Source organism: Rhodanobacter ginsenosidimutans, assembly GCF_042655685.1.
Classification (GTDB): Bacteria; Pseudomonadota; Gammaproteobacteria; order Xanthomonadales; family Rhodanobacteraceae; genus Rhodanobacter; species Rhodanobacter ginsenosidimutans.
In genome coordinates, this window is the sequence record NZ_JBHSMM010000001.1 from 702,588 (window position 1) to 726,277 (window position 23,690).

Sequence of the window (23,690 nt, forward strand, 5' to 3'; positions counted from 1 at the left end):
GACAGTGCCGGGGCTTTTCGTCATCCCGATGCCAGCCGCTTACCAGTGGTAGACGACCTTGCCGTAACCATAGCCGCCGTTGAAGCCGTACGGCGAGTAGACCGAATACGGCATGGTGCCCTTGTTGGCGCCGTAGCCGTTGATGGCGTTGACCTTGTTCGGGTACTTGTTGAACAGGTTGTCTGCGCCCAGGGTGAAGGTCCAGTGGTCGAGGTTGTAGCTGACCGCCAGGTCGCTGACCCAGTTCGCGCTGTAGACCTGGTCAAAGGTGGCGCTGGAGCTGCTGAACGAGGTGAAGCTGCCGTAGCGGGTGATGGTCGCGTTGATGTTCCAGTTGCCTACGCTGTACAGGCCATTGAGGATCAGCTTGCTGCGCGGCGCGGTGTCTGCCAGCAGGCCAAGGACATCACGCCGGTCGACACGCTTGAGGCTGACGCCCAGGGCGTCGAGCGCCGCGGGGTTGGGCTTGATGTCGGTGACCTTGTTGTAGTTGTAGTTGTAGCTCAGCGAGGTCTGCAGGCTGCCGGCGTTGCCGAAGTCGAAGTGGTAGCCACCGACAAAGTCGATGCCCCGGGTGCGCGTGTCCACGGCGTTGGTGAAGTAGCCGACGCTGCTGTAGTTGCTGTCGGTGATGCCGTTGGCCGTCAGGTAATCCTGCACGACGGCGGAGCTGGTGCCGAGGTAGCTCGACAGTGTGATCCGGTTGTCGATGTCGATCTGGTAGGCGTCGAGGCTGAGGCTGAGCGCGTCGGTCGGGTTCCACACCGCGCCCACGGTGAAGTTGCGTGACTTCTCGGGCTTCAGCGCCTCACCACCCAGCAGACGGCCCAGCGGGCTGATCGATGACACCAGTGCGGTGTTGTAGATACCCGGGGTCAGGCCGAGGTTGTTGCCGGGGCCCTGGTAGGTGGACGACGTGTACGCGTAGTACTGCTGCGCCAGCGCCGGCGCGCGGAAACCGGTCGAGGCGCTGCCGCGCAGCGCGAAGCTGTCGGTGAAGTCGAAGCGGGCCGACAGCGAGCCGGTGGTGGTGGTGCCGAAGTCGCTGTAATCCTCATGGCGTACCGCCAGCGATGTGCCCAGGCGATCGGTGAGGTTGGTTTCCAGGCTCAGGTACTCGGCCACGTCGTGGCGGGCATACGAGCCGGCATCGGAAGGTTGATAGCCGCCGAAACCCTGCGCGCCGCCGGACTTGCCGGAGGTGCCGACGTAGTAGGAGGCCGGTTCGCCAGCGTCGATCTGGTAGCTCTGGCGCAGGTACTCGGTACCGAAGGCCAGGGTGACCGGGTTGGGCAGCCAGCCCACCGATAGATCCTTGGCGATGTCGATGTCGAACGACTGCTGGTCGGCATGCAGGATGCCATCGTGGAAACTGGACTGGGTCGATCCGAAGTCATTCAGCAGCGCGCGGTTGACGCTGTGGATGGTGCGGTAGGACACCCGGTTGCCGCCGGCGTTGCCGCTGATGTCCCAGCGCCAGCCGCCGCTGGTGGTGCCGCGCAGGCCGACGACCAGCGAGCGGTCGATCGAATTGCCCTGCTCCAGCGGGGTATAGCCGTTCGGATAAAGCGAGAGGACGGCGTTGCCGCTGAGGGTGTCGCGGAAGAACGCCGGCGAGGTGGTGTCGCGGGTGCTGTAGTGGCCAAAGGCGTACAGCTGCACGGCGGGCGTGATGTCGTATTGCGCGTTGAGGAACAGGTTTTTGCTCTTCGCCGCCGGGTCGCCGTAGCGCTGGCCGATTTCGAACGGCGCCACGCGCTCGGGGGCGGAGCGGTCGGAGTAGTTCTGGCTGCCGTCCTGCAGGGTGAAGCGGATCCAGCCCTTGTCGTCGTTCAACGGCAGGCCGACATTGGCCGAACCCTGCCACTGCCGGCCGTCGCCGGCATAGTACTGGCCGCCCAGCGCCTCGACCGAGCCGCCCTGGGCGCCCTTCTTGAGGATGATGTTGACCACGCCCGCGATGGCATCCGAGCCGTACTGGGCGGAGGCACCGTCACGCAGCACCTCGATGTGGTCGATCGCGGCCATCGGGATGGTGTTGAGGTCGACCGCTTGCGAGCCACGACCGACCACGCCGTTGGTCAGCAGCAGCGCGCCTGGATGCCAGCGCTTGCCGTCCACCAGCACCAGCACCTGGTCGGGCGAAAGGCCGCGCAGCTGCAGCGGGCGCTGCTGGTCGGCGGTGTCGCCGCCGGCCGGGCGGGGGAAATTCAGCGACGGGATGATCCGGGCCAGCGCGGTGGACAACTCGGTGGTGCCGGTCTGCTGCAATACCTTGGCGGAGACCACGTCGATCGGGGTCAGCGAACTGCTTTCGGTGCGGTTGTCGGCGCGGGTGCCGGTGACGATCACCGCGTCCAGGCGCTGGGCCTTGGTGGGGGATGGCGCGGTGGCGTCCTGCGCGGCGGCGCCGGTGGACAGCGCCAGCAACGCCAGTGCGGGCAGCCAGGCGGTTCGGCTCGAATCGGAGTGCTTGCTCATGGGGGATTTCCGTGGGGAAGGAATTGCTGCAGTGCAACGGGCTGCAGGTTAGGCTTACTTGTCGCGCGCGTCAATAGACGTATAGACGTCCAAATGGAGCTGCGACCCCGGCGATGGCCGCGCTTTCGCATGCCCGGGCGCCGAGACTACGCCGGCGGGGCGGCTGCGCCCATGGGTACGGTGGTACGTTGAAATCCGGTGTTGCGGGTCGATAATGGCGAGTTTCCATCGCCATCGCGATCGATCGACTACGGAGTTTTTCATGCCCATCTACGAATTCGAATGCAAGCATTGCGGCCATCACTTCGACCATCTGCAGAAATTGTCCGATGCCGATCCCACGGTCTGCCCCGCCTGCGGCGAGCCGCAATTGCACCGGATGGTGAGCGCGCCGTCGTTCCGGCTGGCGGGCAGCGGCTGGTACGAGACCGACTTCAAGAAGGATGGCGACAAGAAGCGCAACCTCGCCGGTGACCACAGCGTCGCCGCGAAACCGGCCGCCAGCCCGGCGCCGGCGCCCGCGCCATCGCCCGCTCCGGCGCCGTCGGCCGGCAGCAAGAGCTGAGTCGCCGCCGCCGCAGTGATGACGGCAGTGGTAAGATTTGCAGTCTTTTCCCCCGTTTTTGCCGCCAACGCGGCCCGGAGTTCCAAGCGCATGCGTACGCATCTTTGCGGCCTCATCGACGAGTCGCTGATCGGCCAGACCGTCACCCTGTGCGGCTGGGTCAACAAGATCCGTTTGCAGGCCCATGTGGCCTTCGTCGACCTGCGCGACCATGAAGGGCTGGCACAGGTGGTGGTCGAGCGCGACAACGCCGACGCGTTTGCGGTGGCTGGCGAGATCGGCAACGAGTACTGCCTGCGCGTCACCGGCACCATCCGCCCGCGGCTGTCGGTCAACGACAAGCTGAAAACCGGCACGATCGAGCTGCTGGCCGACAAGGTCGAGATCCTCAACGCCGCGAAGGACCTACCGTTCGCGCTGCACGAGAACCCTAACGAGGACATGCGGATGACCTACCGCTACCTCGACCTGCGCCGCCCCGAGATGCAGGCGATGATGCGCAAGCGCATCCGTCTGGTGCAGACGCTGCGCCGCTATCTGGACGAGCGCGGTTTCCAGGATGTGGAGACGCCGATCCTGACCAAGGCCACGCCGGAAGGTGCGCGCGATTATCTCGTGCCCAGCCGCGTGCACCCGGGCCAGTTCTACGCGCTGCCGCAGTCGCCGCAGCTGTTCAAGCAGATCCTGATGGTGGCTGGCTTCGACCGCTACTACCAGATCGCCCGCTGCTTCCGCGATGAGGACCTGCGCGCCGACCGCCAGCCCGAATTCACCCAGCTCGACCTGGAGTTCGCCTTCGTCGAGGAACAGGACGTGCAGGACTTCGTGGAGGAGTTGATTCGCCACGTATTCCGCGAGGTGCAGGGTGTGGAACTCGATGTCAGCTTCCCGCGCATGACCTGGGCCGAGGCGATGCGTCGCTTCGGTTCGGACAAGCCCGACCTGCGCATTGCGCTGGAGCTGGTGGACGTGGCCGAGGCGGTCAAGCATGTCGAGTTCAAGGTGTTCGCCGGCCCGGCCAACGATGCGGGCGGCCGCGTGGCCGCGCTGCGTGTGCCCGGCGGCAGCACGCTGTCGCGCAAGGACATCGACGGCTTGACCGAGTACGCCGCGCGCTACGGTGCCAAGGGTCTGGCCTGGCTGAAGGTCGAGGATCTGGCGAAAGGTCGCGATGGCATCAATTCGCCGGTGGCGAAGTTCCTCGACGACGCGGCGCTGGAGGGTGTGCTGAAAACCACCGGTGCGCAGACCGGCGACATCGTGTTCTTCGGCGCCGGCGCCTGGAAAACCGTCACCGATTTCATGGGCGCGCTGCGGCTGAAGGTCGGCAAGGATCGCGGCCTGGTCGAGGAAGGCTGGAAGCCGCTGTGGGTCACCGATTTCCCGATGTTCGAATACGACGACGAGGCCCAGCGTTTCGTAGCCCTGCATCACCCGTTCACCGCGCCCAAGGTGGATGACGCCGCGCAGTTGCGCGCCGACCCGCACAACGCGGTGAGCCGCGGCTACGACATGGTGCTGAACGGCAACGAGATCGGCGGTGGCTCGATCCGTATCCATCGACCGGAGATGCAGAGCACGGTGTTCGAGCTGCTGGGCATCGGCGCGGACGAGGCCGAGGCCAAGTTCGGCTTCCTGCTGAAAGCCTTGAAGTTCGGCGCACCGCCGCACGGTGGCCTGGCGTTCGGCATCGATCGCATCGCCGCGTTGATGGCCGGCACCGAGTCGATCCGCGACGTGATCGCCTTCCCCAAGACGACCAGCGCGCAGGATCTGATGACCGACGCGCCCTCGATGGTGGACGCCGCGCAGCTCAAGGAGCTGCACGTGGCCGTCAGGGAATAAGGTGTAGAACGCGGGGCATGGTTCGCCATGTCCCGCTTTTGCGATTCCCCACTCCCTATTCCTCATTCCCTATTCCTCATTCCCCGGATGTCGATGTCCGATCACGTGATCCTGCTGCATGGCCTGTGGATGCGCGGCTTCGCGCTGGCCATGCTGCATCGCCGGCTGGGCGAGGCGGGGTTCCAGGTCGATCGCTTCGACTACTTGAGTGTGGCCGCCACCCAGCAGCGCATCCTCGACAAGTTGCAGGCCCGCATGCTTGCGCTGGGTGCCGATGGCGAGCCAGTGCATCTGGTGGGCCACAGCCTCGGCGGCCTGCTGGCGCTGCGCGCCTGCCTGGGTGCCGAGTTGCCGTCCGGGCGTGTCGTCTGCCTGGGCTCGCCGCTGAAAGGCAGCGCCGCGGCCCGCAATTTTTCCGCGTGGGGACGCGGCGGCGAGGTGTTGCTCGGCCATAACCGCGAGCTGCTGGAGCAGGGCTTCGAGCGCTGGACCGGCACCCGCGAAGTGGGCGTGATCGCCGGCTGCACGCCGCTGGGGCTGGGGGCCGTGCTCGGCCATCTGGACGGCGAGCACGACGGTACCGTGGCGGTCGAGGAAACCCGCCTGGCCGGCCTGACCGCACATTGCGTGGTGGAAGCCAACCACACCGGACTGCTGTTTTCGGCCGACGTGGCGCGGCGAGCGGGGCTTTTCCTGCGCGATGGCCACTTCCCCGTCGAGTGAGCAGGCTGCGGCACGCGTACGCAGGTACCGGCACCGGGGCGGAAATCAGGTAAAATTGGCCGCTTGTCCAATGAGTCGAGTGCAGGCAACGCCATGGGTAGAGGCCCGTCCATCGAAGGTCGCAAGAACGCCGAAGACGCCAAGCGCGCCAAGGTATTCACCAAGCTGATCCGCGAAATCACCGTCGCCACGCGTGCCGGCGTGGCCGACCCTGGAGGCAACCCGCGACTGCGCGCCGCGGTGGACAAGGCGCTGTCGGCCAACATGACCCGCGACACCATCGACCGCGCGATCAAGCGCGGCGCCGGCACCGACGGCGGCGCCGACATGCAGGAGTTGCGCTACGAGGGCTACGGCCCGGCCGGCATCGCGCTGATCATCGACTGCTTCACCGACAACCCCGTACGCACCGTGGCCGACGTGCGCCACGCGTTGACCAAGCACGGCGGCAACCTGGGTACCACCGGCTCGGTGGCGTTCCAGTTCAACCGCTGCGGTGAGCTGGTGTTCGAGACCGGCGGCGACGAGGCAGCCGAGGAAAAGGTGCTGGAGGCGGCGCTGGAAGCCGGTGCCGACGACGTCATCAACGAGAACGGCGAAAGTGCCGTGCTTTGCTCGCCGGACAGCTTCGAAGCCGTGCAGCAGGCATTGATCGCCGCGGGCCTGGATGCCTCGCACGCCGGCGTGGTGATGCGCCCCAACAATCGCGTGGCGGTGCCGGAGGAAGCTCAGGAAACCCTGATCGACCTGCTCGAAAAACTCGATGCGCTGGATGATGTGAGCGACGTGTCGCATAACGCCTTGCTGCCGGCGTGAAGCAGCAAGGCGTCGGGATTTGGGATTCGGGATTCGTGATTCGCAAAAGCGCGATCAGGCGAACCCCACGGCTCGCTCCAGCGCTCGCGAAGTGAGAAGGTGCGAGCCGTGGCTTTGACCGAATCCCGAATCCCGAATCCCGAACCCCATGCGGTACGCATCCTGGGTATCGACCCCGGCAGCCAGCGCACGGGCGTGGGCATCATCGACGTGGATGGCACGGGCAAGTTGACCCATGTGTTCCACGGCGCGCTGGCGGTGGCTGGCGAGGCCACGTTTCCGTTGCGGCTGAAACGCATCTTTGACGAACTGTGTGACATCATCGCCGCCCATCAACCGGCCGAGTGCGGTATCGAGCGCGTGTTCATGGCGCGCAACCCGGATTCGGCGTTGAAGCTGGGGCAGGCGCGCGGTGCCGCGATCTGCGCGGTGGTCAGCCAGGGGATCACGGTGCACGAATATGCAGCAACCGAAGTGAAACAATCCGTGGTCGGCAGTGGTCGCGGCGACAAGGCGCAGGTACAGCACATGATCGGCATTTTGCTGGGGCTGAAAGGCCCGCTTCAGGCCGACGCCGCCGATGCATTGGCGATCGCCGTGACGCATGCGCATACCCGCGCCAGCCTGGCTCGCGTGGGCATTCCGCGCACGGCCTGGAGGCGGCGCCGGTGATCGGCCGTCTGCGCGGCACACTGCTGTCGAAGCAACCACCCTCGCTGCTGATCGAGGTGGGCGGCCTCGGCTACGAGGTGGACGCGCCGATGTCCACCATCTACGACCTGCCCGGCATCGGCAAGGAAGTGATCCTGCTGACCCATTACGCGGTGAAGGAAGACAGCGCGGCGCTGTACGGTTTCCTGCGCGAAAGCGAGCGCACGCTGTTCCGCAACCTGCTCAAGGTCAGCGGCATCGGCGCGAAGATCGCGCTGGCGGTGCTGTCGGGCGTCTCCACCGACCATTTCGCGCGACTGGTACAGGCAGGCGATGTGGTGGCGCTGACCAAGATCCCCGGCATCGGCAAGAAGACCGCCGAACGCATCGTGGTGGAATTGCGCGACCGCGTCGATGGCCTGTCCAGCCTGCCCGGCACCACGTTGCCCGGCGCCGGTGCGCCGCTGGATGCGGCCGGCGAAGCCACCGTGGCGCTGCAGCAACTGGGCTACAAGCCGGTGGAAGTCACGCGATTGGTACAGAAGGTTGCCGCCGAGGGCGACAGTGCCGAGGCCATCATCCGCAAGGCGCTGCGCGCCGCGCTGGGGGCCTGACCGTGCATACGGAAAACGCAGGCGGCGAAGTATCGCCCGAGACCAAACGCCGGGTGACGGCGCTGGCGCTGGGCGCCATCGGCGTGGTGTTCGGCGACATCGGCACCAGCCCGCTGTACACCATGAAGGAAACGCTGGGCACCCACGGCATGACGCCCACGCCAGCGGCCGTGCTGGGGGTGCTGTCGCTGGTGTTCTGGTCGCTGATCATCGTGGTGTCGCTGAAGTACGTGACCTTCGTGATGCGCGCGGACAACAAGGGCGAGGGCGGCATCATGGCGCTGATGGCGCTGGCGCAGCGCTCGATGAGCGGTTCGGCGCGGGCGCGCTGGACGCTGGCTGCGTTCGGCATCTTCGGCGCCTCGCTGTTCTACGGCGACGGCGTGATCACTCCCGCCATTTCGGTGCTGGGTGCGGTGGAAGGCCTGCAGATTGCCGCGCCCGGGCTGGGGCAGTACGTGGTGTGGATCGCGCTGGTGATCCTGCTGTGCATGTTCGCGGTGCAGCGCTACGGCACGCACAAGGTCGGCAAGGCGTTCGCGCCGGTGATGACGGTGTGGTTCCTGGTGCTGGCGCTGCTGGGTGCGCGGCAGATCCTGGCCAATCCCGAAGTGCTGTATGCGCTCAATCCCTGGCACGGGGTGCGCTTTTTCATCCGCCACGGCGACACCTCGTTCATCGCGCTGGGTGGCGTGGTGCTGGCGCTGACCGGTGCCGAGGCGCTGTACGCGGACATGGGCCACTTCGGCAAGAAACCCATACGCGTGGCGTGGTTCGGTTTCGTGTTGCCCGCGTTGGTGCTGAATTATTTCGGGCAGGGCGCCTTGCTGCTGAGCGACCCGCTGGCGATCGAGAGCCCGTTCTACCGGATGGTGCCCGAGGCGCTGCTGTACCCGATGATCGTGCTGGCCACGGCCGCCGCCGTGATCGCCTCGCAGGCGGTGATTTCCGGCGCGTTCTCGATGACCCGCGAGGCGATGTCGCTGGGTTACTCGCCGCGCATGGCGGTGGTGCATACCTCGCGCGAAATGTCCGGGCAGATCTTCGTGCCGTGGGTCAACCGCATGCTGATGGTGCTGGTGATCGTGGCGGTGCTGTTTTTCCAGAGTTCGGACAATCTCGGCGCCGCCTACGGCATCGCCGTGACCGGCACCATGACCATGACCACGCTGCTGGCGCTGGTGGTAGCGCGCAAGCGCTGGCACTGGAACTGGCCCACGCTGGTGCTGGTGGGCGTGCTGTTCCTGATCATCGACCTGTCGTTCTTCGGCGCCAACCTGCTGAAGGTGGCGCACGGCGGCTGGTTCCCGCTGGTGCTGGGCGTGGTGATCTTCACCATGATGACCACCTGGCGCCGCGGCCGCGAACTGGTGGTACGCGAGATCAAGCAATCCGGCCTGGCCCTGGCGCCCTTCATCGAGAACATCGCCGAGCACCCGCCGCTGCGCGTGCCGGGCACCGCGGTGTTCCTCACCGCCAACCAGAACGCGGTGCCGCACGCGCTGCTGCACAACCTCAAGCACAACAAGGTGCTGCACGAGCGCAACGTGCTGCTGACGGTGGAGATTCTGGAAACGCCGGTGGCCGAAGCGTCCGAGCGCGTGCAGATCACCGCGATGGGCAGCGATTTCCACGGCCTGGAACTGCGCTTCGGCTTTGCCGAGGACCCCAACGTGCCGCTGGCGCTGAGCCTGTGCGGTCGCGAAGGCCTCGGCTTCGACATGATGGACACCACTTTCTTCCTGTCGCGCGAAAACGTGGTGGCCGATGCGCGACGCCCCGGCATGGCGCTGTGGCGCGACAAGCTGTTCGTGATCCTGTCGCGCAACGCGCTGCCGGCCACCGCGTTCTTCCAGATCCCCGGCAACCGGCTGATCGAGCTGGGGGCGCAGGTGGAGATCTGAGGCGTCGGGAATGGGGAATAGGGAATAGGGAATCGGTATAGCGTTGCTGCTGAGGTATCGTGGGCGAGGGTCGAGCCGGTTGCTCTTCCCATTCTCCATTCCCCATTCCCCATTCCCGCAACGCCAATGACCGACCACCGCATCATCACCGCCTCTGCCCAGCTCGACGACGAGGCGCTGGAAGCCACGATCCGGCCGAAGCGGCTCAACGAGTATCTGGGCCAGCAGGCGGTGCGCGAGCAGTTGTCGATCTATATCGAGGCGGCTGCCAGGCGCGGCGGTGCGCTGGACCACGTGCTGATCTTCGGCCCGCCAGGCCTGGGCAAGACCACGCTCAGCCATGTCATCGCCAACGAGCTGGGCGTCAACCTGCGCTCCACCTCCGGCCCGGTGCTGGAGCGCGCCGGCGACCTGGCCGCGCTGCTGACCAATCTGGAACCGAACGACGTGCTGTTCGTCGACGAGATCCACCGCCTGTCGCCCGTGGTCGAGGAGGTGCTGTATCCGGCGATGGAGGATTTCCAGATCGACATCATGATCGGCGAGGGCCCGGCCGCGCGCTCGATCAAGCTGGATCTGCCGCCATTCACCCTGATCGGCGCCACCACTCGCGCCGGCATGCTCACCGCGCCGCTGCGCGACCGCTTCGGCATCGTGCAGCGGCTGGAGTTCTATACGGCCGACGAGCTCACCGCGATCGTGCGCCGCGCCGCGAAGATCCTGGGCATCGCCTGCGCGGCGGAAGGGGCGCGGGAAATCGCCCGCCGCTCGCGCGGCACGCCGCGCATCGCCAACCGCCTGCTGCGCCGCGTGCGCGATTACGCCGAAGTGCGCGCCGACGGCGAGATCACCCTGGCGGCAGCGCAGGCTGCGCTGGACATGCTGAAGATCGACCCGGAAGGCTTCGACGAGCTGGACCGCCGCCTGCTGGGCGTGATCATCGAGAATTTCGATGGTGGCCCGGTCGGCGTGGAGTCGCTGGCCGCCGCGCTGAGCGAGGACCGTGGCACGCTGGAGGACGTGGTCGAGCCGTACTTGATCCAGCAGGGCTACCTGATCCGCACCGCCCGCGGCCGCATGGCCAGCGCCAAGGGCTGGCGGCACTTGGGCCTGGTGCCGCCGCCGCGCCAGGCCCAGGCGGCGGACCTGTTCGACGCCGGTCCCTAGGCTGATTGTGGGAGCGGCTTCAGCCGCGATGCTCTGGCCTTTTCCAACTCGGAGCATCGCGACTGAAGTCACTCCCACCGCGCGCTGCACCGGGCCTCGCCGGTGAATTCGCCGGGATTTGAACATCGCGCAGGCAGGCTGCATGCTGTCGGACTTTGTCGAAACGCGAGCCACCCATGTCCTCGACCGCCCCCTTCGCCTGGCCCGTCCGCGTCTACTGGGAAGACACCGATGCGGGCGGCGTGGTGTATCACGCCAGCTACCTGCGCTTCATGGAGCGCGCCCGCAGCGAATGGCTGCGCGCGCTGGGCGTGGACCAGTTCGCGCTGAAACAGGCCACCGGCCTGGCCTTCATGGTGCGCGGCATGCAGATCGATTTCCTCAAGCCGGCCCTGCTGGATGATGAACTGCAGGCAACGGTCGCCGTCATGGAGCGCCGTTCAGCCAGTATCCTGTTCGACCAGACGATCACGCGCGCTGACGGCACCTGCCTGATCCGCGCCAGCGTGCGTGTGGCCTGCGTGGACATTCATCAGATGCGACCGGCGCCGATTCCCCCGGACGTGGCGCGGTTGTTCTGATGGCGCTCGCCGGCATCTGACGACGATAACCTTGGCTTCCACAACCCAGCCGACTGGCGGAGAACCTTCAAGCAATGAACGGTGGACTGAATATTTTCACGCTGGTCTCGCAATCGAGCCTGCCGGTGCAACTGGTGCTGCTGGTCCTGCTGGTGTTCTCCTTCCTGTCGTGGGTGATCATCATCCGCAAGTATTCGCAGACCAAGACGGCCATGGAGAACGCCGAGCGCTTCGAGGAGCGCTTCTGGTCCGGCGGTGATCTGGCGCAGCTGTTTCGCGAGGTGAGCAATCGCGGCGGCGAAGGCGGTATCGAGAACATCTTCGAATCCGGCTTCCGCGAGTTCGCCCGCCAGCGCCAGCGCAAGACGCACGACACGCGCAGCGTGGTCGAAGGCGCCGAGCGCGCGATGCAAGTCACCGGCACCCGCGAAATCGGCCTGCTGGAGCGCAACCTGGAGTTCCTGGCCAACGTCGGTTCGATCAGCCCGTACGTGGGCCTGTTCGGCACGGTGTGGGGCATCATGGGCGCATTCCAGGGGCTGGGCGAAATGAAGGACGTGACCATCGCCGTGGTCGCCCCGCACATTTCCGAAGCGCTGATCGCCACCGCCATGGGCCTGTTCGCGGCCATCCCGGCGCAGTGGGCGTACAACCGCTACGCCAACAAGGTCGAGCGCATCGCCTCGCGCTACGACGTGTTCCAGGAGGAGTTCTCCTCCGTGCTGCAGCGGCAGATCCAGACCGACGACGCGGCCTGAGCGGAGCAGCAGCCATGCGAAATCCGCGGCGCCCGAAGCGCTTCAAGCTCAAATCCGAAATCAACGTGGTGCCCTACATCGACGTGATGCTGGTGCTGCTGATCATCTTCATGGTCACCACGCCGATGCTCAATTCCAACGTCGACGTGCAGTTGCCGCAGTCCGACGCCAAGTCGATGCAGGACAAGAAGGATCCGATCGTGGTTTCGGTCGGCCAGGACGGCTCGCTGTTTCTCACCATGAGCGGCGCCAAGCAGGAGCCGATCGATGAGGACGGCCTCAAGCTGAAGGTGGGCGCGTTCGTGCGCGAAAACCCCCAGGTCAGCGTGCTGGTGGCCGGCGACACGCGCGGCAACTATGGCGGCGTGTTCAAGGTGCTTACCGACCTGCAGCAGGCCGGCGTGGCCAAAGTGGGCCTGATGGGGCAGCCCGCCGGTACGGAAGGCCAGGGCAAGAGCAGCTCCGATGGACGAAAGTAAGGCGACGCCGAAGGCGGTCGTACTTTCCGCCATCCTGCACATCGGCATCGTGGGGTTTCTGTTCCTCGCGGTGTTGCCGTGCGCGAGCTACGAGAATTTCTTCAACGCCCTGGGCCTGCCGGCCTGGATGAACCCGATCACCTGCTCCAAGCCGCTGCAACTGCAGGGCCCGGTCATCGAAGCCACCCTGATCGGCCCCACCGGCAGTCCACCGCCCAAGTCGGTCAAGACCAAGCCGGTCCCCAATACGGTGCCGCCACCGCCCGCCACGCCGCCGCCGAAACCGCAGGTGGAAGCGCCGCAGGTGAAAACCCTGCCGCCGCCGCCCGAGCATCCGGACGTGAAGGACCAGGAGCGGATCGTCGCCGATGCGCTGCTGAAAGCGGAGGACGCCAAGAAGCTGCAGGAAGAAAAGCAGCGCCAGCGTCAGGCCGAGCTGGATGCCAAGATGGCCAAGCAGAAGGAAGAGAAGCAGAAACAGATCGACGAGATGTTCGCCAAGATGGACGCCGCCGCCAACCGCACCAAGCAGTTGGACAACAAGGCGAAGCAGGCGCGCCAGCAATTGGAGGACCTGAAAAACGCCAGGGACGATGGCCAGTCCGATCTGCCGGCAGCGGCCCAGCGGCAAACGGGAAACAACGCCGACCACAGCGATCTCAGCGATGCGTACGCAGCGGCCATTCAGAATGCGGTCACACCCAATTGGTTAAGGCCGGATAACATGCCCGCTGTTCCATGCCAGGTTCATATCGTGCAGTTGCCAGGGGGAGACGTGATGAGCGCCACGGTCGATCCGAGCTGCCCGTATGACGAGGCTGGCCGTCGTTCGGTCGAAAATGCGGTGCTGCGAACCAAGACCCTGCCGTACACGGGTTTTGAGAGCGTGTTCCGTCGCAACCTAACTTTCACCTTCAGGCCGCAATGATCAAGCCCATGCGCAAATTGAACTCAGCTTTCGCCCTCGTCCTGCTGGCCATCGCGGCATTGCTGGCCGGGCCGGCGGCGGCACAGTCGCTCAACGTCGATATCGTCGGTGGCGTCAAGACGGCCACGCCGATCGTGGTGGTGCCGTTTGCCCAAGCCGGCGGCGCGCCGCTGCCCACCGACGTGGCCGACGTGATCCGCAACGACTTCAACCGCTCGGGCAAATTCCGCTCGCTGGCCAAGAGCGACATCGTGGAATTCCCCTCGCGCGGGGCTGACATCAAGTTCCCGACCTGGCGGTTGATGAAGCAGGACTACATCACCGTTGGCCGCATCAGCGACGCGGGCAACGGCACGGTGCGGATCGAATACGAACTGTGGGACGTCAACAAGCAGCAGAGCCTGCTGGCGCAGGCGTTCACGGCACCCACCGGTGACCTGCGCGGCGTGGCCCACCAGATCGCCGACCAGATCTACCAGAAGATCACCGGCGTGCGTGGCGCGTTCTGGACCCGCATTGCCTACATCACCGCCGTGGGCCTGGGCAACAACACCACCTATTCGCTGATCGTGGCTGATTCCGATGGCTACAACCCGCAGGTCGTGGCGCGTTCCAAGGAATCACTGCTGTCGCCGTCGTGGTCGCCGGATGGCAAGAAGATCGCCTACGTTTCGTTCGAAAGCGGCAATTCCTCGATCTATGTGCAGGACATCACCACCGGTTCGCGCCAGCTGATCTCGGCGCATCCGCGCGGCATCAACGGCGCACCGGCGTGGTCGCCCGACGGCAGCAAGCTGGCGGTGGCCTTGTCCTACGTGGGCAACCTGGAGCTGTTCTCGCTGGACGTGGCCAGCCGGCATGAAACCCGCCTGACCAACAACCTCGCGATCGACACCGAGCCGGTCTGGGCGCCGGATGGCCAGAGCATCTATTTCACCTCGGATCGCTCCGGTCGCCCGCAGATTTACCAAGTCTCCGCGAGCGGCGGCAGCGCCGAGCGGGTGACCTTCCAGGGGCAGAACAACGCCGACCCGGCAGTCAGTTATGACGGCAAACAGATCGCCATGGTGCAAGGCAACGGGAACGTGTATCGTATTGCTGTCATGGATCGCAGCCTGGGTGGTCAAGTGCGCTTCCTTTCTCCCGGTTCGCTGGATTTCTCGCCGAGTTGGGCACCAAACGCAAGCATGCTGCTGTACGGCGCCACCGAGGGGCCGCGCAGCGTGTTGTATGCCGTTTCTGCCGATGGCATGGTTCGCCAGCGCCTGGCCTTGGCCGATGGCGACGTGAGCGACCCGGCCTGGGGGCCCTATCGGCAACAATGATTCAACAATGATTATTGAGCCGGCGCGCGCGAGCGTGCCGGCATGATGTCCATGGAAGGGCCCGCAGACGCGCCGAGAGGCACCGTCTCGGTTTTCGACAGTGGCGCTCATGATGCTATCGCCAGCGAATCGACGAAGAAGCATCACGCGGTGTCGATCTATCGAGTGTAAAAATAACAGCCGGAATCACCGGCGATCGCTGTCCTGTAACCGTAGTCATAATCGTCGTCGTATGTTTGGAACCTAACCCGTTTGAAGGAACGTCACCATGAATAAGACCGTTCGCGTCGCTTTGGTCGCCCTGCTCTGTGTCGGCGCGGCCGCTTGCAGCAAGAAGCAGGAAGTCAAACCGCAGGCCCCCGCACCGGAGCCCGTTGCCCAGACTCAGGCCCCTGAGTCCGATGGCAAGTACACCCCCGCCGACCTCGATACCGATGCCTGCCTGCGTCAGCGCGTCGTGTATTTCGATTTCGACAAGACCGAGATCAAGCCGGAGTTCCAGCAGATCATGGCGTGCCACGCCAAGTACCTGCAGGATCGTCCGAGCGCGCATATCCGCCTCGAAGGCAACACCGATGAGCGCGGCACCCGCGAATACAACCTCGGCCTTGGCGAGCGTCGTGCCAATGCGGTTTCCAGTGCGCTGCAGGCCAACGGTGGCTCGGCCAGCCAGCTTGAAGTCATCAGCTACGGCAAAGAGAAGCCCGTTTGCCGCGAGCACAATGAAGATTGCTGGAGCAAGAACCGTCGCGCCGAGATCGTCTACACGGCGCAGTAAGCATGAAGCAACTGGCTAATCGTTTCACAGCCAGGTTCGGCATGGCGGGTGCAATTGCATCCGCCATGCTGTTTGCGTTTCCCGCTTTTTCGCAGGATTCGCGCCTGAGCCTCGCCGACCGTGTTTCACGCCTTGAGCAGCAGGCGCAGAAGGACCAGGGCGGTGTTGGCATGGTCAACCAGATGCAGCAACTGCAGGAGCAGGTGCGCCAGCAACAGGGCCGCATCGAGGAACTCCAGCATCAGTTGCAACAGCTGGAAGACAAGAACAAGGCCCAGTACGTCGACCTGGATTCACGTATCGGGCGACTGGAGGGCGGCAACGCAGGTGGCGCCGCTGGCGCTGCACCGACGGCTTCCGCAGCCGCAGCCGCAGCCGCACCGGCAACTTCATCTTCCGCAGCGGCGGGCAACCCGACCCAGGCCCAGGGCGGCAATGCCGATCCGGCTTCGGTCCAGGCGGCCTACGACGTTGCATTCAAGGCTTTGCGGGGTGGCGATTACGCCGCCGCTTCGCGTGATTTCCGCTCGTTCGTGCAGCAGTACCCGAACGAGTCACTCACCCCCAACGCCTACTATTGGCTGGGTGAGTCGTACTACGTCACCATGAATTACCCGGTGGCGCTGGAAGCTTTCCAGCAGTTGCTGAAGCAGTTTCCGCAGAGCGAGAAGGCGCCCGATGCGCTGCTCAAGGTTGGCTACAGCCAGTACGAGCTCAAGCAGGTCGATGCGGCCAGGGCCACATTGACCGAGGTCGGTGCGAAGTATCCCGGCACCAATGCGGCAAACCTCGCCAAAGAGCGGCTGCAGCGCATCCAGTCGGTCAACTGAGGTTCTTGTGGTGACAGGCACAGACGCGCGCGTGGAAGCCGCCACGCCAGAGCCGGCTGGCGCCGAGCGATTGCGCATCACGGAAATCTTCCACTCGCTGCAGGGCGAGGCCGACGCCATTGGCTGGCGCACCGTCTTCGTGCGTCTTACCGGCTGCCCGCTGCGCTGCGTGTGGTGCGATACCGAGTATTCGTTCCACGGCGGGCAATGGCACGATATCGACGCGATCCTCGCCGAGGTGGCGAGGCACGATGTCGGCCACGTCTGCGTCACGGGTGGTGAACCGCTGGCCCAGAAGCGCTGCCTGATCCTGCTGCAGAAGCTGTGCGACGCGGGTTACGAGGTATCGCTGGAGACTTCCGGTGCGCTCGATGTCTCGGCGGTCGATCCGCGCGTGCGCAAGGTCATGGACCTGAAGGCTCCCGGTTCGGGCGAGAGTGCGCGCAACCTGTGGTCGAACCTGGCGTTTCTGCATCAGCGCGACCAGGTCAAGATCGTCATTGCCAGCCGCGCCGACTACGACTGGGCGTGCGCCGTGCTGGCCGAGCATGCGCTGGCGGCCCGTTGCATGGTGCTTTTTTCGCCCGTTCACGGCGCGATATCGCCGCGCCAGCTGGCCGACTGGATCATCGAGGACAGGTTGCCCGTGCGCTTCCAGTTGCAATTGCACAAACTGCTCTGGAACGACGCCGCCGGCCACTAGCCGGGAGGTGGGGCGGGCAGCAACCGGAAGTGCTTCCCTTCGTCCTCGACCACTCCCGTTTCACGCGCTTCGGCCTGTGCTGCCGCAGGTGCTTTCCGGCCGGTGACCGGCCGTACCGAAGGATGCAACAACCATGACCGACAAACTCTCCCGCAAGGCCGTCGTGCTCGTCTCCGGCGGCATGGATTCGGCCGTGACCATCGCCATCGCCCGCGAGCAGGGCTATCAGGTGCACGCGCTAAGCGTGGCTTACGGCCAGCGTCACAACTCCGAGCTGGCCGCTTCAGAACGCGTGGCGCAGATGCTTGGCGCGTTCGAGCACAAGACGGTGGCGGTCGATCTTCGTCGCATCGGCGGTTCGGCGCTCACTGCCGATATCGACGTGCCGCTGGATGCCGCCGGTGGTGACGATATCCCGGTGACCTACGTGCCGGCGCGCAACACCATCATGCTGTCCATCGCGCTGGGTTGGGCCGAGGTGCTGGGCGCGCGCGACATCTGGTGCGGGGTGAATGCGGTCGATTACTCGGGTTATCCGGATTGCCGGCCCGCGTTCATCGAGGCGTTCGAATCGCTCGCCAACGTCGCCACCAAAGCCGGCGTGGAAGGCGCCGGGCTGCGCATCCACGCACCGTTGATGAAGATGAGCAAGGCCGACATCGCACGCGAAGGCAAGCGTCTGGGCGTCGATTTTTCCGCCACCGTCAGCTGCTACCAGGCCGATGGCGAAGGCCGCGCCTGTGGCCATTGCGATGCCTGCCGGTTGCGGGCGCAGGGCTTCCGCGAAGCGGGTTTGCCCGACCCCACGCACTACGTCTGAACCGAGCTTGCTTGTGCCCCTCGCGCCCAGCCCGTAAAATTGTCGGCTTGAGTTTTGCCACGGTTTCGTACGACGGGTCGTTAGCTCAGTTGGTAGAGCAGTAGACTTTTAATCTATTGGTCCCGGGTTCGAATCCCGGACGACCCACCAATACCACCCGCCGGCGCAAGCCGAGCGGGTTTTTTTTGCGGCCTGTTTGTCACTTCCTGCATCGGCGCCGTGGCGCTCGGTGTTGGGGCTTACGGCTTGTTCGCGCGCAGTTGCTGCAACAATTGACGGTGATCGCTGGCTATCTTTTCCAGGCGCGCCTGCAAGGCTGCCGGGCTCACCCATTGGGCGTTGAGTGCGCGGCGGCGATCCAGCTGGTAGTCGATGTCGGCAAAGGGTGCCAGCGCGCTGTTGCTGGCTGGCGCGAAGCCGCTGATGTCGTGGATCCGCTTGAGCTTCTCCAGTTCGGCGGCGACATGGGGGCCTGTGCGGGCATAGCTGGTCACAAAGGTGACGATGGCCCGGCGCACGGCCGGGTCGAGATCGCGGCGAACCACGATCACCGCGTGTGGAATCAGGGTGGACGTCCACAGGACGCGCAGCCGGGAAAACTGGTCGGGGAAGTGCTGGGCGAAGCGCTGCATGTCGGCGGTATTGTTGGTCGCCACATCGACTTCGCCATTGGCAACGGCCAGCGCGTTGTTCTGGTGGTTGTCGATCGCGACGGTGGCGAAAAACGTGTCCGAGTCCAGGTTGCGGCTGGCGAAGATCTGGGTCTCGGGAACCAGATAGCCCGATACCGACAGCGCCTCGCCACGGGCGTAGCGCCAGTGGCCGGGTTTGCGCAGCAAGTCGGCCACGCTGTGCAGCGGGGAGTCGCGGCGGACCAGCAGAACGGCGTTGTAGCCGTGCGAACCGTCACCGCGGGTCAACTGGGCGATCACCTGCATGCGGTCCTGCGTGACGGCCTGCAGCGCGAGGCGGCCGGAGACGAACGCAATATCCACCCGCTCCTCGTTCAACGCCTGCGCCAGGCCTTCGTAGGTGCTCACGGAAATGCTGCGGACGGGTTGCCGCAGGGCATGTTCCATGTCGTCCAGCATCGGGCGCCAGGCGGTCAGCGATTCGGCCGGGCCGCCAATGGGCAGGATGCCGAACGTGAGTGGTGCCGGGGTGGGCACGGGTGGTCCGCGCAGAGCCGCCGTCGCCGGCACGGCGCCGGTCAGCGCGAGCAGGAGCAGCGCCTTCGCAAGCAACCCCCAGCGGCGGGCCGGTACCCGGCGGTGCGTCGCCAGGATGGATGTCGTGTGGTGTATGTCCTGCACCTTTCGTCCCCTGCCATCCTTGTCCCCCTGCGGTCGAGTCTGCGGGCTGGCGGGGAGGAAATACAAGCGGCGTGGTGTTATGACGAGCGCTTCGATGGGATTATTCCGCGGCGTGTCCCCTCTCCCTACCCTCTCCCCGCAGGGGAGAGGGTATTACGGTTTCTTCCGGTTTTGCGGTTTGGTGGGTTGCCTTGTCAGGCCTCCGGTAAACGGAGAAGTCCGAGGACACTTTGACCTCCTCTCCCCTTGGGGAGAGAGGAGAGGGGTCGGTGCTTGCGGGAAAGCCGTGGGCGGCTCCGTCAAACCTCGCCGATGCGGCGTGAAGCGACCACGGCCTCCACCCGGTTGCGCACGTTGAGTGCGCGGAAGATCGCCGCCAGATGGATCTTCACGGTGCCTTCGCTGATGCCAAGATCACTGGCGATGACCTTGTTCGGCTTGCCCGTGGACAGCAGTCGCAACACGTCGAGCTGACGTTCGGTCAGCAGTTGGTGCAGGCGATCTTCCAGTCGTGCGGCGGCACCGTCCCCCGTGGTGGATGGCGGCGATGGCGCCAGCGGTTCGTCGGCCTGCAACATCATCGGCGGGATGTAGACGCCGCCGGAAAGCACCAGCCGCACCGCCGACAGCATGACGTCGGCGGAGTAGGCCTTGGGGATGAAACCCTGCACGCCCATCGCCAGCAGCTCGCGGATCAGCGCCGGGCTCTCGGCGCCGGACAACACGATCACCGGCACACCGGGCCACGCGGCGATTACTTCGGCCAGATGCTCGCGTCCATGCACGCCGGGCATGGTCAGGTCGATCAGTGCCAGTGCGGGGGGCGATTCCTGGTGCAGTGCCAGGCGCAATTCGGCGACATCCAGCGCGATCGTGAACTCGGTGCCGGGGCCGAGTTCGGCAAGCTTGAGCTTGGCTCCCTCGACAATCAGCTGGTGGTCGTCCGCGATCAATATGCGCATGTCATGTGTTCCGGGAGGTGGAGGCGATTGCCGCGGGCAATCAGGGCCGAGGGTGGTTGTCGTCGCTTGGAGTGGCGTGGAGGCGGCTTTCATGTCACTTCCTGTATGGACGCCCAGACGGCCATCAGGCTTTCGCGCAATTGCGCGGGCGATACCGGCTTGTAGAGCAGGGGGATGTTGGCCGTCAAGATCGGTTGCAGTCGGTCGCGGCGTGTTTCACCGGTGATCAGCAGGCGGGCGAACGGTCGCGTTCCTTCGCGCTTGTAGTACGCATCCAGCAAGGCGAGCACCTCGAGGCCGCTCTCGCCATGGCGCAGGTGCAGGTCGGAAATCACGAGGTCCGGTGCGGTTCGCCAGGGTTCCACGGCATCCAGTGCCTGGGCGCCGTCTTCGGCGGTGGCCACGTCGCAACCCCAGCTGCGCAACAGGTAGCGGATGCCCGACAGGATCGCCGGCTCGTCATCCACCACCAGCACGCGCATGCCCGAAACATCCAGCGGCATGGCGGCCGACGTGTCGGCGTGCGCTTGCGGTGCGACTTCCGGCAACACGAAACTGAAAACGCTGCCGCGGTGGGGGCGCGAGTGCAACTGCACGTCGCTGCCGATCAGTTCCGCCAATCGCTGGACGGTGGAGAGGCCCAGCCCCAGGCCGCGCCGCGGGCCGTCGCTGGGCGCCGCGTCGCAATGATTCTCAACGCGGTAGAACTCGTCGAACACGCGCGCCTGGTGCTCCGCCGCGATGCCGATGCCGGTGTCCCACACATCCACCCGAACCTGGTTGCCGGGCCGTCGGCGCGCGGCCACCAGCACGCCGCCCTCGGGGGTGTAGCGCAGCGCGTTGCTGACCAGGTTGTTGAGGATGCGGCCCAGCATGGTGCGGTCGCTGCGCACCCACACATCCGTGGTGCGCATCACCAGCCGCAGGTCGTGCTGCTCGGCGATCATGCGGAAATTGCGGCTGACTTCATCGAAGACCTGATCCAGCGGGAATTCGCTGATCTCCACTTCCATCGTGCCGGTTTCCAGCCGCGACAGATCGAGCAGCTCGCTGAACAGGTGGTCGAGCGCCTGCACGCACTCCTGGATATGCGCGATGCGGTCCAGCCGGACGACGTCGTCCTCGTCCACGGCCAGCGCGGATGAAAACAGGGTGAGCGCGTACAGCGGCTGGCGCAGATCGTGCGAGGCGGCGGCCAGGAAGCGCGCCTTGGCGATACTGGCCGCTTCCAGCGCGGCGTTCTTGTCCGCCAGCGCGCGGGTGGCCTGGTCGATCTCGCGCTCCATGTCGCGATGCATGTCGAACAACGTGGCCGACGCGGCGTTGAAACCGCGTTGCAACTGGCCGATCTCGGTGCGATCGGTGATCTCCACGACTACCGGCGCGTCGCCATGCCCAAGCTGCTGCACGGCGGCCACCAGCCGGCGCAGCGGCGCGCTCAACCAGCGCGCGACCTGCCAACCGATGATGCCTGCCACCAGCAGGCTGATCGCCAGCGTGATCAGCGCGTTGTGCAGGCTCGATCGCTGGGCGGCGATCGCGTCCGCCAGGCTGACCCGTACCAATACGGAGCCGAGCGACGGGCCGAGCGGGCGGTGCGGATCGATCACTTCGCGAATGACGGTGAGGCCGCCGGTGGTGCCGCCGGCCCGCGTATCGTGGTGGCCGGCCAGGATTTCGCCGTCGACCGAGCGGATCTGTACCAGCGACACATGCGGCAGGTCACCCGTCGCCTGCGCAATGCGCGCCAGCTCCCGGCGGTGCGACTGGCGCAGCGGTTCAGCGGAAACGGCGGCTGCCTGGATCGCGATGGCGTTGGCAGTGTCCTGAGCCATCACGCGCACCGTGACGAGCTGGTGGCGCGTCAGCGTGGTGACCAGCAGCCCGGCGGTGACCAGGGTGGGCACCAGCGCGACGAAGCCCAGTCGCTGCATCAGCGACGTGCGTCGCCACAGGCGCATCGCGAAGTTGCTGCTCCCCATGCCTGTCACCGCCCGATTGTCGCTTCAGGTCCGCCAGCGCCGCGTCGATGCCCGCCGATCCACGCCGTCGTGGCGCGCCGCAACGGGCGTTGCTCGGCCAGCCTAACGCGAAAGACGGTCGCTGACTGTACGGCTTCCGGCGATGGCCTCGGCCATCCGTTCTAGCGCGAATGATCGGTTCGGCGTTGCGCGCCGACGATCAATGCGAACGTCGGTACCGACGCGTGAGCCGCCCCAGCAGCAACGGCAGCAAGGCCAGCAGCGCGATGGCGCCCAGCGGCAGCAGCACTTCGCGATGCATGAAGAGGCCAAGACCCAGGGAGTCGCTCTGACTCAGCGCATCGCCCAAACCCGCGCCGATGGATGTTTCGAAGATCAGCGTGACGGTGCCACCGAGCCAGCTGGCACCCAGAAACAGCCACAGCGGGCAGCGCAGCCAGGCCAGCGCCACGGTGACCGCGCCGAACGGCACCACCGGCACGAAACGCAGGAACAAGGTGTAGCTGGCCGGATGCTGTTCAAAGCCGTGGCGCAGCCGCGCCACCACGGCGGGTGGCTGGCGGGTGCCGCCGCCGAAGGCGTAACGGCTGGCCAGGTACAGGATCAGCGAACCCAGCGTCAGCCCGATGGAGGAACACAGCGTGGCGTCGACCACGCCAAACGCAAAACCGCCGGCCAGGATCACCACGATCGTGCCGGGGATGCCGGTGGCCATGGTCAGCGTCAGCAGGCCGATGTAGGCGAGCCGGCTCAGCCAGGGATGCGCGCTGATCTGCGCATGCAGCTCAGCCTGGTTGGCCACCAACTGGTGCGGGCTGAGCTGCTTCAGTGAGCCGGACGCGAACAGCACGATGCCGGCCAGCAGCAGCAGGATCAGCGGCAGCGCGGCACGCCAACGGCTCAATAGGATGGGCCGCTTTGGCCGTAGGCGGCCAGGATGTCGCGTGATGCGTCGCGCAGGATGTCGCGCCGCACCGCGATGCCGCGGCGCTCCAGTTCGCCGGCCCAGTCGGCCGGCAGCGGGCCTTCATCGAATTCGGTGAGGCTTTCGACGTCCTCGGTGCGGGCGCCGATCAGCAGCGTGTTGATGCCGGCCCACACGATGGCGCCGTAGCACTGGCAGCACGGTTGCGCGCTGGTGGCCAGCACGTAATGGCCGCCGTCCTCGTTGATGCGATGCCGCCCCAGCCGCTGCTGGGCGATCATCAGAGCCATGTTTTCCGCGTGCGCCAGCGAGCAGTGCTGCGGCACCACGCGGTTCACGCCCACGGCCACCAGCCGTCCGCTGTGGTTGTTGAACACCGCCGCGCCGAACGGCCCGCCACCGCCGCGATCCACGTTCTCGCGCGCCAATGCCACCGCCAGCGCCATGCGATCTTCGTCGGTTTCATAGCGCCGGTTGACGTCGGCAACGTCACCGATCCAGGGCGGCAGGGTCAGATGGATCTGCAGCGGCAGCATGCGA

General features: G+C 65.7%; 23 protein-coding genes and 1 tRNA gene. 18 read left to right on the forward strand and 6 right to left on the reverse strand.

The window, feature by feature from the left end; all coding sequences use genetic code 11:
* Window positions 1-39: 39 nt before the first annotated feature.
* Complete coding sequence (locus ACFPK0_RS02985) at window positions 40-2,481, reverse strand: TonB-dependent receptor plug domain-containing protein (protein ID WP_377338258.1); 2,442 nt, start codon at window positions 2,479-2,481, stop codon at window positions 40-42.
* 262 nt (window positions 2,482-2,743) lie between these two features.
* Between ACFPK0_RS02985 and ACFPK0_RS02990 the strand changes: the two genes are divergently transcribed.
* The 18 genes from ACFPK0_RS02990 (at window position 2,744) to ACFPK0_RS03075 (ending at window position 18,118) form a co-directional block, all read left to right on the forward strand.
* Window positions 2,744-3,046 carry an FmdB family zinc ribbon protein gene (locus tag ACFPK0_RS02990; RefSeq protein ID WP_056082145.1) on the forward strand — a complete coding sequence of 101 codons (303 nt, stop codon included), beginning with the start codon at window positions 2,744-2,746 and terminating at the stop codon, window positions 3,044-3,046.
* Between the two features lie 90 nt (window positions 3,047-3,136).
* Window positions 3,137-4,891: an aspartate--tRNA ligase gene (gene aspS, locus ACFPK0_RS02995; RefSeq protein WP_377338260.1), complete on the forward strand. Its 1,755-nt coding sequence runs from the start codon at window positions 3,137-3,139 to the stop codon at window positions 4,889-4,891.
* A 93-nt stretch (window positions 4,892-4,984) separates the two neighbouring features.
* Window positions 4,985-5,614 carry an esterase/lipase family protein gene (locus tag ACFPK0_RS03000; RefSeq protein ID WP_056084068.1) on the forward strand — a complete coding sequence of 210 codons (630 nt, stop codon included), beginning with the start codon at window positions 4,985-4,987 and terminating at the stop codon, window positions 5,612-5,614.
* Between the two features lie 93 nt (window positions 5,615-5,707).
* Window positions 5,708-6,430 (forward strand): YebC/PmpR family DNA-binding transcriptional regulator, encoded by a 723-nt coding sequence (locus ACFPK0_RS03005; protein WP_377338263.1) that lies wholly within the window; start codon window positions 5,708-5,710, stop codon window positions 6,428-6,430.
* Window positions 6,431-6,538: 108 nt separating this feature from the next.
* Window positions 6,539-7,102 (forward strand): crossover junction endodeoxyribonuclease RuvC, encoded by a 564-nt coding sequence (ruvC, locus tag ACFPK0_RS03010; protein WP_377338265.1) that lies wholly within the window; start codon window positions 6,539-6,541, stop codon window positions 7,100-7,102.
* Window positions 7,099-7,695: a Holliday junction branch migration protein RuvA gene (ruvA, locus tag ACFPK0_RS03015; RefSeq protein WP_377338267.1), complete on the forward strand. Its 597-nt coding sequence runs from the start codon at window positions 7,099-7,101 to the stop codon at window positions 7,693-7,695. The genes ruvC and ruvA overlap by 4 nt, the downstream gene beginning before the upstream one ends.
* Before the next feature lie 2 nt (window positions 7,696-7,697).
* Entirely contained in the window at window positions 7,698-9,599 is a 1,902-nt protein-coding gene (locus tag ACFPK0_RS03020) for a potassium transporter Kup (RefSeq protein WP_056606061.1), read from the forward strand.
* A 126-nt stretch (window positions 9,600-9,725) separates the two neighbouring features.
* Window positions 9,726-10,766, forward strand: coding sequence for a Holliday junction branch migration DNA helicase RuvB (ruvB, locus tag ACFPK0_RS03025; protein WP_377338269.1), 1,041 nt, complete (start codon window positions 9,726-9,728; stop codon window positions 10,764-10,766).
* Between the two features lie 176 nt (window positions 10,767-10,942).
* Window positions 10,943-11,347 (forward strand): tol-pal system-associated acyl-CoA thioesterase, encoded by a 405-nt coding sequence (gene ybgC, locus ACFPK0_RS03030; protein WP_377338271.1) that lies wholly within the window; start codon window positions 10,943-10,945, stop codon window positions 11,345-11,347.
* A 74-nt stretch (window positions 11,348-11,421) separates the two neighbouring features.
* On the forward strand, window positions 11,422-12,105 hold the full coding sequence (tolQ, locus tag ACFPK0_RS03035) for a protein TolQ (protein WP_056606051.1): 684 nt from the start codon (window positions 11,422-11,424) through the stop codon (window positions 12,103-12,105).
* A gap of 14 nt (window positions 12,106-12,119) precedes the next feature.
* Window positions 12,120-12,584 carry a protein TolR gene (tolR, locus tag ACFPK0_RS03040; protein ID WP_056606048.1) on the forward strand — a complete coding sequence of 155 codons (465 nt, stop codon included), beginning with the start codon at window positions 12,120-12,122 and terminating at the stop codon, window positions 12,582-12,584.
* The gene (gene tolA, locus ACFPK0_RS03045) at window positions 12,571-13,512 is read left to right on the forward strand and encodes a cell envelope integrity protein TolA (RefSeq protein ID WP_056082123.1); all 942 of its coding nucleotides are present in this window, start codon (window positions 12,571-12,573) and stop codon (window positions 13,510-13,512) included. The genes tolR and tolA overlap by 14 nt, the downstream gene beginning before the upstream one ends.
* Window positions 13,513-13,520: 8 nt before the next feature.
* Window positions 13,521-14,837 (forward strand): Tol-Pal system beta propeller repeat protein TolB, encoded by a 1,317-nt coding sequence (gene tolB, locus ACFPK0_RS03050; protein WP_377338274.1) that lies wholly within the window; start codon window positions 13,521-13,523, stop codon window positions 14,835-14,837.
* Window positions 14,838-15,105: 268 nt separating this feature from the next.
* Window positions 15,106-15,615: a peptidoglycan-associated lipoprotein Pal gene (gene pal, locus ACFPK0_RS03055; RefSeq protein WP_007080163.1), complete on the forward strand. Its 510-nt coding sequence runs from the start codon at window positions 15,106-15,108 to the stop codon at window positions 15,613-15,615.
* 41 nt (window positions 15,616-15,656) lie between these two features.
* The gene (gene ybgF, locus ACFPK0_RS03060) at window positions 15,657-16,445 is read left to right on the forward strand and encodes a tol-pal system protein YbgF (protein ID WP_377338276.1); all 789 of its coding nucleotides are present in this window, start codon (window positions 15,657-15,659) and stop codon (window positions 16,443-16,445) included.
* 10 nt (window positions 16,446-16,455) lie between these two features.
* A complete protein-coding gene (gene queE / locus ACFPK0_RS03065) occupies window positions 16,456-17,148 on the forward strand; it encodes a 7-carboxy-7-deazaguanine synthase QueE (RefSeq protein ID WP_056084059.1) in 693 nt (230 codons plus the stop codon).
* Window positions 17,149-17,281: 133 nt separating this feature from the next.
* Window positions 17,282-17,968, forward strand: coding sequence for a 7-cyano-7-deazaguanine synthase QueC (gene queC / locus ACFPK0_RS03070; RefSeq protein WP_056082116.1), 687 nt, complete (start codon window positions 17,282-17,284; stop codon window positions 17,966-17,968).
* 74 nt (window positions 17,969-18,042) lie between these two features.
* A tRNA-Lys gene (locus ACFPK0_RS03075) sits at window positions 18,043-18,118 on the forward strand.
* Between the two features lie 89 nt (window positions 18,119-18,207).
* Here ACFPK0_RS03075 and phnD read toward each other — a convergent pair.
* The 5 genes from phnD to ACFPK0_RS03100 all read right to left on the reverse strand — a co-directional run bounded on the left by phnD (window position 18,208) and on the right by ACFPK0_RS03100 (window position 23,686).
* Entirely contained in the window at window positions 18,208-19,281 is a 1,074-nt protein-coding gene (gene phnD / locus ACFPK0_RS03080) for a phosphate/phosphite/phosphonate ABC transporter substrate-binding protein (protein ID WP_377338279.1), read from the reverse strand.
* 299 nt (window positions 19,282-19,580) lie between these two features.
* Complete coding sequence (locus ACFPK0_RS03085) at window positions 19,581-20,243, reverse strand: LuxR C-terminal-related transcriptional regulator (RefSeq protein ID WP_056082113.1); 663 nt, start codon at window positions 20,241-20,243, stop codon at window positions 19,581-19,583.
* Between the two features lie 89 nt (window positions 20,244-20,332).
* The gene (locus tag ACFPK0_RS03090) at window positions 20,333-22,225 is read right to left on the reverse strand and encodes an ATP-binding response regulator (RefSeq protein ID WP_377338280.1); all 1,893 of its coding nucleotides are present in this window, start codon (window positions 22,223-22,225) and stop codon (window positions 20,333-20,335) included.
* A 199-nt stretch (window positions 22,226-22,424) separates the two neighbouring features.
* On the reverse strand, window positions 22,425-23,129 hold the full coding sequence (locus ACFPK0_RS03095) for a TVP38/TMEM64 family protein (protein ID WP_056606039.1): 705 nt from the start codon (window positions 23,127-23,129) through the stop codon (window positions 22,425-22,427).
* Window positions 23,126-23,686 (reverse strand): nucleoside deaminase, encoded by a 561-nt coding sequence (locus ACFPK0_RS03100; RefSeq protein ID WP_056606037.1) that lies wholly within the window; start codon window positions 23,684-23,686, stop codon window positions 23,126-23,128. Before ACFPK0_RS03100 ends, ACFPK0_RS03095 begins: the two co-directional genes overlap by 4 nt.
* Window positions 23,687-23,690 lie beyond the last annotated feature (4 nt).